Raw genomic sequence first — 8,871 nt, 5'->3', positions numbered from 1 at the left:
CAGCCGCGAGCCGGAGAGGTCGGCCTCATGCCAGAAGGAGCGCTGGGCCTGGGCTTCCGAGAGGTCAGCCCCCCACAGCAAGGCCTGCTGGAAGCGGCAGCCCTCGAGCTGGGACCGGTGGAAGCGCGCCCGGCCGAAGCGGGCCTCCTTGAAGCAGCTGGCGCGCAGATCGCAGTTGGATAGGTCCAGATCCACCCCGTCGAGATCCCGCAACCGCAAGCCTGGAAATTGGCGCTGGCCAGCGGCCAGGGCGCTGTTCAGCTCCTCCAGCGATTGCGGAGACCCCTCGCCGCCGGCCATCAGAGGATGGCGGCGAGGGCGTCGAGCTGGTGGCGTCGGGTGGCCAGCAGCAGCTTCTCGGCTTGGCCCAGAAGCTTGAACACTGCTTTGTCGATCACCTCGTAAAACACCAGAGAGCCCTCGGGCCGGCGCTGCACCACTCCGGCGATGGTGAGCAGTTTGAGGTGTTTCGACACCAGGGCCTGGCTGAGCCCCGTGGCCTCCACCACTGCCGTGACGTTGAGGGGACCGCCCCGCAGGGCCTCGAGCACCGCCAGCCGGTTTGGCTCGGAGAACACCTTGAAGTATTCGGCCAGGGCTTCCATGCGGTGGATCGGCGAGGGAGGTGGCCGGGGGATGGCCAGCCATAAGCCTAACCCATCCTCTCGCTAGCGGATCACCGCGAAATCCAGCTACGGCATTTCACGTGTATCACGATGACGTTATGCTGTGCTCTGGATATTGCCTTTTCTGTTTTGACCGCTTCCCTCGCGCCCACTTGTCCCGCGCCGCCAGCCACCTCGCCCCAGTCGGTGTGGCTGGGGCCTTGGCCCCAGCGGGAGGTCCTGTTGGAGCGCCAGCATGACCGCCTCGAGGCCCTGCTCGCCGATCTGGTGGATCGCCACTGTCTGGTCGATGCGGAGCGCAGCGCCATAGAGCTGCTGGCGGATTGCCGCGACTGCGAGCTGTTGTTGCGGGGGGTGCGCCTGCATTTGCGGCTAGAGGAGCGCTGGCTCGGCCAGTGCGGCTGTCTTTGCCCAAGCCATCGGGCTGCCCACGGCGAGGCCATCGCTGCGGCCGCTGCCCGCTGGGCGGTCGTCGAAAAACTGAGGAGCAGCCGGCTCCCCTGGTTGATGGATCTCCAGCAGTGGTTCCACGGCCATCGTCGCGGTGCCGATGCCATCGCCTATGCCCGCGCCGCCACCCTCGTCACCCCCACCAAACGATGACCAGCACCGCACCCCACCTGCGCGAAGACCTGCTCACCCCGCGTTTCTACACAACCGAAATTGAGAAGGCCGCCAAAACCGATCTCGAGGGGCAGGGCGCCGTCTTCGAGGCGATGCTCAACGAAATGGAAGCCGATTACAACCGCCATCACTTCGATCGCAAGGTTCCCCTCGATCGGCTGCGTGGTCTCAATAGCGAGGAGAAAGATGCCTACGAGAGCTACCTGGTGCGCAGCTGCGTGTCGGAGTTTTCCGGCTTCCTGTTGTTCAAGGAGCTCTCGCGCCAGCTTCAGAAGGCAGGCCGCCTGGACTTGAGCCGCCTCTTCAATTTGATGGCCCGCGATGAGGCCCGCCACGCTGGCTTCCTCAACAGGGCCCTGGTTGCCGAGGGCATTGAGATCGATCTGCCGGCCTTGAGCGTCAAGCGGCCAGTTACCTGGTTTCTGCTGAGCTGGGTGCTCTATTCGGTGTATCTATCGGAGAAGTTCGGCTACTGGCGTTATATCCTCATCGATCGCCATCTCAAGGCCCATCCGGAAAATGCCTTCGCCCCCCTGTTTGATTTCTTTGAGCCCTGGTGCCAGGACGAGAACCGCCACGGCGACATCTTCAATATGCTTCTGCGCTGCTGGCCGGGGTTGCGGCAGGGACTGCGTGGCCGGCTGCTGAGTCGCATCTTCCTGTGGAGTGTGTTTCTCACCCACAGCCTGACGGTGTGTGAGCGGGGCAACTTCTACAAGCTGCTGGGCATGGATCCGAGCCGCTTCGATGAAGAGGTGATGCGCAACACCAACCGCACAGCCCGCCGTGCTTTTCCGGTGGTGTTCGATCTGGAGGGCCGCGCCTATTTCGAGCTGCGTGATCAGCTGGTGGAGGTGTTCCGGGCTATCAAATCCAGCGCGGAGGAGCCCGCAAGCCCTGCACGGTTGCTGAAGTCTCTCGGCCTGAAGGCCCACTTTGCAGGCTTGCTGTTTCGCCAGTTCAGCCAGCCGATGGTGCCATCCTCTGGGGCAATCGCGTGAGGGCGGCCATCTCCCTGCCCGCCCTTAAGCAGGGGGTGAAGGTGGTGCCTGGACGCTTGCCGTTCAGCGCCGGAACGGTGTTGTTCATGGTGGCGATCCATGCCCTGGCGTTGGTCGCCCTGTTGCCACGCTTCTGGAGCCCAACAGCACTGCTGGTCCTTTTGGGGCTGTACTGGCTCACCGCCTGTGTGGGGGTGACCCTGGGTTATCACCGTCTGTTGGCCCACAGAGCTTTTCAGGTGCCCAGGTGGCTTGAGCTGGTTATCGCTACCTGCGGTGCCCTCAGCTGCCAGCACGGTCCGATCGACTGGGTGGGCTTGCATCGCCATCACCATCTGCACTCCGACGATCCAGCTGACCACCACAACAGTCATCTCGGCTTCTGGTGGAGCCACTTCGCCTGGATGCTGCACACCGTGCCAGCCAAGCAGTATGTGCGCCAACTCACCCCCGACCTCCAACAGATTCCCTACCACCGCTGGTTAAACCGCAACTTTCTGCTGCTGCAGTTGCCCCTGGCGGCGGCTCTCTATGGGCTGGGTCAGGCGAGCGGAGCGGGTGGTTGGGCCCTTGTGCTCTGGGGCATTCCCCTCCGCCTGGTGTTTGTATATCACGCAACTTGGCTGGTCAATTCAGCCACCCATCGGTGGGGCTACGTGAGCCATAGGAGCGGTGATAGCTCCCGCAATAACTGGTGGGTGGCCCTGCTCACCTTCGGTGAGGGCTGGCATAACAACCATCACGCCTACCCCAGTAGTGCCCGCATGGGCTTTCGCTGGTGGGAGCTCGATCTCACCTGGTGGCACATCCAGATGCTGGGCCGGCTTGGTCTGGCCCGTCGAATTCGCCTGGCTGCCCCCCTCCACTCTCCATCTCAATGACACTTTCCATTGCCATTGCAGATATCACTTCTCCTGCCTATCTCGATGCCTACAGCCGCATCAATGGTGTGGTTGTGATTGGTGAAGGTTTGGCCGATCGCCATTTTCGGCTGCTGGCCAAGGCCATCCCAGCAGACGGGCCCGAGCTGCTGCGCCTCGCTGCCATGGAGGGGCGCCATGCCCGTGAGTTCATTGGCTGTGGCCACCACCTCGGCATCAAGCCAGATCTGCTACTGGCCAAACAGCTTTTCGACCCGCTACATGATTTGTTCCTGGAGTGCGATCGCTCTGGTGACCTGGCGGGATGCCTGGTGATCCAGGGGTTGGTGGTGGAGTGTTTCGCCGTGGCGGCCTATCGCCACTACCTGCCGGTGGCCGATGCCTATGCACGCCCCATTACTGCCCGTGTTCTCAAGGATGAGGCGGAGCACCTGAATTACGCCGAGTCTTGGCTGAAATCCCGCTTTCCTGAACTGGAGCCGGCCATGAGCTCCAGCTGCCGCAAGGTTCTGCCCGTCACCACAGCAATCCTGCAGGCCGTTGCTCCCGACATGCGTGCCATTGGGATGGATCCGCTCGACCTGGTGGCCAGCTTCTTTGAGTTGTTCCAGTCCTGCCTTGAAACGGTCGGCTACGACGCCAAAACAGCGAGCCGCCTGATTGTTTCTGCTGCGGCCTCCGCTCCGATGGCCAGGGCGACAAGCAAGAGCGCTACAACGAAACTATGCTAGCGTTATTCAAATGCAACTCCCTCCATGCACTCCCCCCAGGCTGAGCCCATCTCAGACCACGCCGACCAGGCCGATGCTGCTCTCCGTGAGGGCTTCGGTCCGCGGGTGCGCAAGCTCCATGCCCGCATCGGTCGTGCCCATCACCAAGCCGAGGGCATGCCATTTGCCAAAGCCTTGCTCGATGACCAGGTCAGCCCCTTGCAGTTGGCGGCGTTGGTTCGGGCCTTGGGGGCGCCCTATGCATTTTTAGAGCAACAGCTGCCTGAGGCGGCTGCGGCCCTCGGGGCCAGTGCTGCGCCTTGGCCGCACCTGGCCAGAACCGCAGTTTTGGCCCACGATTGTGCCCAGCTGGCGACGCTGCCAGCCACGCCTCCTTCGGCGGCGGCAGCCATCTGGCTGGAGCAGCTGCGGGTACTGGCCCAGCAGGCCCCCCATCGCCTGATGGCCCATGTCTATGTGCGCTACGGCGGCGACCTCTCGGGCGGGCAACAGCTGGCCGCCCATGCCAACGCCATTCTGGAGAGCCATCAGCTGCCCGCTCTGGACTTCTGGGCACCACGAAAAATTACCTGTTGCGGTGACGGCTCGACAATAATGAGTAGTCAAGGGAATGAGTCTCATGGGCTGCCCCCCGCAGGTTTTCGAATTTTTCGTGGTGCCCTTCTGGTGTTTTGAACGTTCCACCGCTGAACTCAAGCAATCCCTGCACGACGCTTTTGAGCAGCTCGATCTTTCGACAGCTGAAGAGGAGGAATTGTTGAGTGAAGCCGAATTGGCTTTCGCTGCTACTCAGCGCCTGTTGGCGGAACTGGCCGATTTGCCCCAACCCTGAATCCTGGGGCTGCTGCGCCCTTCCCATCCTGGCTTGTATTTACAAATGTTGCCCCCCGCTCCTGACACCACGACGTCAACGCGGCTTACGCCGATTGAGTTACTGCTCAAGTACGACAAACCCGTTCCTCGCTACACCAGTTATCCCACAGCTGGAGCCTTCAGTTCAGCAGTGGGCAACGCTCAGCTGAAAGCACAGTTGGCAGAGCCCTGTAACGAGCCCCTATCGCTATATGTGCATGTGCCCTTCTGTCGCCACGCTTGCTGGTATTGCGGCTGCAATCGGGTCACCACCCAACTGGGTTCGAAGGTGGTTGCTCCCTATCTGGCGGCATTGGCCCAGGAGCTCCAGCTGGTGACTGCCGCCATGCCCCAGCGCCGAGCCCTGGCCCAGTTGCACCTAGGCGGGGGCACTCCCAATTACCTCAATGACGCGGAAATGGCGACGTTGTGGGGGTTGATTGAGCAGCACTTTGATCTCGCGCCCCAGCTGGAGGCGTCGATCGAGCTGAACCCTGAGTTCGTCTCTCGTGATCAGGCCATGGAGTTGCGTAGGCTTGGCTTTAACCGCATCAGCTTTGGCATCCAGGATGCAGATCCAGAAGTTCAGAAGGCGGTCAATCGGGTGGTGCCAGTTGACCAGTTATGTCGGGTCATGGCCTGGTTGCGGGAGGCTGATTTTGAAAGCATAAACGTAGATTTGATTTGTGGTTTGCCCTTGCAGACAATCAGCCGATTTCAGGCCACCCTGGATTTGGTTTGCAAGCGGGGGCCCGATCGTATTTCGATGTTTTCCTTTGCCTATTTACCGGAGCAGTTACCGCTCCAGCGCAAGATAGAAGCGGCTGATCTGCCCAGCCCCCGGGAGCGACTTGCCATGCTTCAGGTAGCCAGAGATCAGTTTTGCGCCAATGGCTATGAAGCGATTGGTCTGGACCATTACGCCCTTAATGGCGACAGCTTGGCGGAGGCAGCCCGAGCAGGAACGTTGCATCGCAATTTTCAGGGCTACACAACAGGTGGTGACCTGGATCTGCTGGGGGTAGGCCCTACAGCAATCAGTCAGTTTCCAGGCCTTTTTTCACAGAATCATCGCGACCTCAAGGCCTACTATCAAGCCTTAGGCTCGGGTTGCCTGCCTACGGAGCGGGGCCTGGTGGTGGATGATCCCGATCTACTTGAGCGCCGCTCATTGATCAAGCAGGTGATGTGTCAATTCCAGGTTGACCTCCCCTTACATCGCTATCCCCAGGAATGGCTAGACCTCCAGGCCCTGGCTCGCGATGGCTTGGTCAACCTGAGGGAATCCAAGGGGATTGGTACGGCTTCTGTGACCCCCGAAGGCCGCTGGCTCCTGCGCAGTATTGCTGCAGTGCTGGATCCGCTTCAGCGGCAGCAGGCCCGCGGCTCACGCCTGATCTGAAGCCCCATAAGGGCCAGAAGGGACACTTTTAATTGGGCACTTTAATTAGGCATTGTCACGAATTCCTCTGCCACTGAGGGATGCAGGGCCATGGTGCGGTCGAAGTCGGCCTTGGTGGCTCCCATGCCAATGGCGATCGCTGCCATCTGGATGATTTCAGCGGCGTGTTCGCCCACCATGTGGCAGCCAAGCACCTTGTTGCTGGCGGTCTCCACGATCAGCTTGAGCAACACCTTGGGACCTCTGGCCGGCAGGGCCTGACTCATCGGGCGGAAGCGGGCCCGGTGCAGCTTGATTCCATCGATGCCGAAGCGCTCGATTGCCTGTTCTTCGGTAAGCCCCACGCTGGCCAACTCCGGCTGGGCAAATACCGCGCTGGCCACCAGGCTGTGGTCTACCTGGCGTGGCCTGTGGCCGTATACCGTGTCGGCAAAGGCGCGGCCCTCATCCACCGCAACTGGGGTCAGGTTGATGCGGTCTGTGACATCTCCCACCGCATAGATGCCGGCCACGTTGGTGCACTGGTCGCCATCTACCGGAATGCGGTAGCCCTCCACGGCCACGCCGGCAGCCTCCAGGTTGAGCCCATGCAGGAAAGGCCTGCGGCCGGTGGCCAGCAGCACGCCACCGCAGGCGATCGACTCGCCGCTCTGGGTAGTGACGCTGAGTTCGCCGGGGGCGCACTGGCCGGTGATCGCCGCTGGGGAGTGGGCGAAGCGGATCTCGACGCCCTCTGCCTCCATACCGGCGCGCACCGCTTCGCTGGCTTCGCGGTCGAAGCCGCGCAGCAGGTGATCGTCGCGCACCAGCTGGGTCACCTGCACGCCTAAGCCATTGAGGATGCCGGCGAATTCGCAGGCGATGAAGCCGGCACCCACCACAACCACCCGTTCGGGGAAGCGCTCCAGTTCAAATAGATCGTCGCTGAGCCAGGCCAATTCGGCGCCGGGGATCTCGGGGCGATGGGGCCGGCCGCCCACAGCAATCAGGATCCGCTTGGCGTGGAGCTCCTGCTCGCTGCCATCTGCCGCCGTCACCATCAGGCTCGTGGGTCCGCTGAAGCGTCCCCAGCCCCGCAGCAGCTCCACTCCGGCCTTCTCCAGCAAGCCGATGTGCAGTGTGTTGAGCCGATCCACCTCAGCCCGCACGTTGGCCAGGAGGGTGGCGCTATCAGGTTGCACTGCGTTGATTTTCCAGCCGTAGCTAGGTGCGTCGGCCAGCAGGTGCCTGTAGGCCGAGCCGTACACGAGCAATTTCTTCGGCACACAGCCGCGGATTACGCAGGTGCCGCCCACCCGGTCACCCTCCACGATCGCCACCCGCGCACCGTGGAGCGCGGCGCGTTTGGCTGCAGCTAGGCCGCCGGAGCCGGCACCGAGCACGATCAGGTCAAAAGGGACTTGCATGGATCAGGCGAGCGCGGAGAGGTGAATGTTCTTTATTACGCTGTCGGGCAGATTGCGGGATATGGGGCAGAGCTTCATCCGCTCCTCCAGAAAGGCGATGGAGTCGGTGCTGGGCTGGGAAGACTCGCCTGCAGCCAGCTGCTCGATGCGAATTCGGAAATCGCCCACCACGGAGCTCACGATCCAATCGCTGCTGGTTGTCACCTCAAAGTCTGCATCCACCTGCTGCAGGGGGATCTGCCTCTCATTGGCATTGGCCACCAGGTAGAAGTGCTGACAGAGCAACAGTGAAATCAGATAGAGCCGAAAGCCCGGCATGGTGATGCTGAGTTGCTGGGGCTCCCATAGGCCACTATCGGCGAGGAATTCCACCACCAGGTTGCTGGTTTGGTACTCCGGTGCTCGATGGCTGCTGCGAAGCCTGAACTGGAAATTGCGTTCGTTCTGCTCAGGCATGGAGGCAAGGGAAAGGGTTGGTGGATGGGCAGGTCGGCTAGTTCTTTCCCTAGGCCCTCACCCGGTTCCATGGCATCACCGCCAGGAGCCTGGCCATGCCGCAGAAGCCGCTAACACCGGCAAATACCAGCCCTGCTCCCACGAACCAGCTGAGCAGGATCCAGGCTGGGGCTAGGGCATGGCTGAGAATTTGTCCAAGCAGCACCAGGGACCCGGCGGCGATCTGCACCTGACGCATCAGGGGTAGGGGCGCGTTTTGGAGCTTGCGCACCGGCAGCCCGGCCTGCTGCCAGGCCGGAACGCCGCCTTCCAGGTCGACCACGGGATGGGGATGGCCCTGCTGCAGAAGCTGGGTCAGGGCCCTGGTGCTGCGGTTGCCGCTCTGGCACACCAGCACCAGGGGGCCTTGGGGCAGGTTGGCCTGGGTGATGCGCGAGAGGGGCACGTTCAGGCTGCCGGCGATATGGCCACCGGCGTATTCCATTGGTTCGCGCACGTCGACCACCTTGACCCGCTGCTCAGCCAACTGCTGGGCCAGGTCGTGAACGGTGATGCGCTGGCTGGTTGCTTGGGCAATGGCTTAGTACTGCTCTCACTTATATGACTATAGCCGCATAAAGGGCAGAAACGCCCCAATGGGGCCCTGTCGCGCCCAATTTTTAGCTTGCGATGGTAGGTTGATTGATTCTGTCGCTTGAGAAATTGAAATTCTCGAATCTGGGATTGCTTGCGGTTTCCTTGATCGGCGGTGCCGGAATGAGCGCCCATGCACAACAAGCCAATCTCATGACCGCATATAACCGTCAGCAGCTTACGCGTGCTGTTTGTATGGATGCTGGCACCACCAGCAAGATCATCATTGCCTCAATGGACCTACTGACAAGTACGCCAT

General features: G+C 61.7%; 13 protein-coding genes. 8 read left to right on the top strand and 5 right to left on the bottom strand.

Features of this window, described 5'->3' with window-relative positions; genetic code table 11:
* Positions 1 to 300, bottom strand: a 300-nt coding sequence (locus KBZ15_RS12785) for a pentapeptide repeat-containing protein (protein WP_255015572.1), incomplete at its 3' end; no start/stop codon positions are given.
* Complete coding sequence (locus KBZ15_RS12780; RefSeq protein WP_255015571.1) at positions 300 to 605, bottom strand: helix-turn-helix transcriptional regulator; 306 nt, start codon at positions 603 to 605, stop codon at positions 300 to 302. The genes KBZ15_RS12780 and KBZ15_RS12785, both read right to left, overlap by 1 nt.
* 150 nt (positions 606 to 755) lie before the next feature.
* Here KBZ15_RS12780 and KBZ15_RS12775 point away from each other — a divergent pair, with 150 nt between their 5' ends.
* From KBZ15_RS12775 to hemN, 7 genes are all read left to right on the top strand, one after another.
* Positions 756 to 1,229 carry a hypothetical protein gene (locus tag KBZ15_RS12775; protein ID WP_255015570.1) on the top strand — a complete coding sequence of 158 codons (474 nt, stop codon included), beginning with the start codon at positions 756 to 758 and terminating at the stop codon, positions 1,227 to 1,229.
* Positions 1,226 to 2,251 carry a magnesium-protoporphyrin IX monomethyl ester (oxidative) cyclase gene (gene acsF, locus KBZ15_RS12770; RefSeq protein WP_255015569.1) on the top strand — a complete coding sequence of 342 codons (1,026 nt, stop codon included), beginning with the start codon at positions 1,226 to 1,228 and terminating at the stop codon, positions 2,249 to 2,251. The genes KBZ15_RS12775 and acsF overlap by 4 nt, the downstream gene beginning before the upstream one ends.
* A gap of 86 nt (positions 2,252 to 2,337) precedes the next feature.
* Positions 2,338 to 3,132 (top strand): fatty acid desaturase, encoded by a 795-nt coding sequence (locus KBZ15_RS12765; RefSeq protein ID WP_255015574.1) that lies wholly within the window; start codon positions 2,338 to 2,340, stop codon positions 3,130 to 3,132.
* Complete coding sequence (locus tag KBZ15_RS12760) at positions 3,129 to 3,863, top strand: long-chain fatty aldehyde decarbonylase (protein ID WP_255015568.1); 735 nt, start codon at positions 3,129 to 3,131, stop codon at positions 3,861 to 3,863. Before KBZ15_RS12765 ends, KBZ15_RS12760 begins: the two co-directional genes overlap by 4 nt.
* A gap of 24 nt (positions 3,864 to 3,887) precedes the next feature.
* Complete coding sequence (locus KBZ15_RS12755) at positions 3,888 to 4,538, top strand: biliverdin-producing heme oxygenase (RefSeq protein ID WP_255015567.1); 651 nt, start codon at positions 3,888 to 3,890, stop codon at positions 4,536 to 4,538.
* Complete coding sequence (locus tag KBZ15_RS12750; protein WP_255015565.1) at positions 4,516 to 4,695, top strand: hypothetical protein; 180 nt, start codon at positions 4,516 to 4,518, stop codon at positions 4,693 to 4,695. The genes KBZ15_RS12755 and KBZ15_RS12750 overlap by 23 nt, the downstream gene beginning before the upstream one ends.
* A 45-nt stretch (positions 4,696 to 4,740) precedes the next feature.
* Entirely contained in the window at positions 4,741 to 6,117 is a 1,377-nt protein-coding gene (hemN, locus tag KBZ15_RS12745) for an oxygen-independent coproporphyrinogen III oxidase (protein WP_255015564.1), read from the top strand.
* Between the two features lie 41 nt (positions 6,118 to 6,158).
* On the opposite strand, the gene gorA is transcribed toward hemN, so the two are convergent.
* The 3 genes from gorA to KBZ15_RS12730 are packed head-to-tail and all read right to left on the bottom strand — an operon-like array spanning position 6,159 to position 8,556.
* Entirely contained in the window at positions 6,159 to 7,523 is a 1,365-nt protein-coding gene (gene gorA / locus KBZ15_RS12740) for a glutathione-disulfide reductase (protein ID WP_255015563.1), read from the bottom strand.
* A 3-nt stretch (positions 7,524 to 7,526) separates the two neighbouring features.
* The gene (locus tag KBZ15_RS12735) at positions 7,527 to 7,979 is read right to left on the bottom strand and encodes a hypothetical protein (RefSeq protein ID WP_255015562.1); all 453 of its coding nucleotides are present in this window, start codon (positions 7,977 to 7,979) and stop codon (positions 7,527 to 7,529) included.
* A 49-nt stretch (positions 7,980 to 8,028) separates the two neighbouring features.
* The gene (locus KBZ15_RS12730; RefSeq protein WP_255015573.1) at positions 8,029 to 8,556 is read right to left on the bottom strand and encodes a rhodanese-like domain-containing protein; all 528 of its coding nucleotides are present in this window, start codon (positions 8,554 to 8,556) and stop codon (positions 8,029 to 8,031) included.
* A 104-nt stretch (positions 8,557 to 8,660) separates the two neighbouring features.
* Between KBZ15_RS12730 and KBZ15_RS12725 the strand changes: the two genes are divergently transcribed.
* Positions 8,661 to 8,871: hypothetical protein (locus KBZ15_RS12725; RefSeq protein ID WP_255015560.1), on the top strand; the 211-nt coding region annotated here is incomplete at its 3' end.

Origin of the sequence: Cyanobium sp. BA20m-p-22 (assembly GCF_024346275.1) — a bacterium.
GTDB lineage: Bacteria > Cyanobacteriota > Cyanobacteriia > PCC-6307 > Cyanobiaceae > Cyanobium_A.
The sequence above is the reverse complement of the archived record's forward strand: the minus strand, read 5'-3'. Positions and strand labels throughout refer to the sequence as shown.